The sequence below is a fragment of the Haloferula sp. A504 genome, assembly GCF_044385805.1.
GTDB lineage: Bacteria > Verrucomicrobiota > Verrucomicrobiia > Verrucomicrobiales > Akkermansiaceae > Haloferula.
Genome location: NZ_JBISBU010000212.1, coordinates 1 through 446, shown reverse-complemented (window position 1 = coordinate 446; position 446 = coordinate 1). Strand labels below are relative to the sequence as shown.

At 59.9% G+C, this 446-nt stretch carries 1 protein-coding gene; it reads right to left on the bottom strand.

Annotated features, from left to right (window positions below):
- Positions 1-26: 26 nt before the first annotated feature.
- The coding region (locus tag ACG2LG_RS24235) for a hypothetical protein (RefSeq protein ID WP_396263487.1) at positions 27-446 on the bottom strand (420 nt) is incomplete at its 5' end.

Genomic DNA, 446 nt, shown 5'->3' with positions numbered 1-446 from the left:
CGGCGGATTTCCAACAAGGCCGCGGTCTAGGGTCGTCCACCAGCGGCTTGTTCGGCTTGGTTTGTTGATTGGCTGGGAAACCCCAAGGCCCCCAATAAATCGGTGCCCTCCCGCTCATGGCCAAGGACCTGTCCATCGGGTATGAAGACAATCTCGAACGATCGCCCATGTGAAACCTGTCCATCGATAAAGATGTGATACCTCGGCTGGTGGTTCTCAACCAGCTGCGAAAGGGCGAAAACGATCTCCTGGGTCAGCCGTGCGCCTCGAAGGGTCACGACGACGAGAACGCGGTCGTCAGGGTAGGCGTAGTCCGGTGGCAGGAGAAAATCTGCCTCGCTGGGCGCGCCCTCTGTCTCCTCCACGGATCGCCCGCAGTCCCGAAGCACCGTCACGGCCTTCCTGCAGAAGGCTCCAAACTCAGCCTTGAACTCCGAATGATCCGC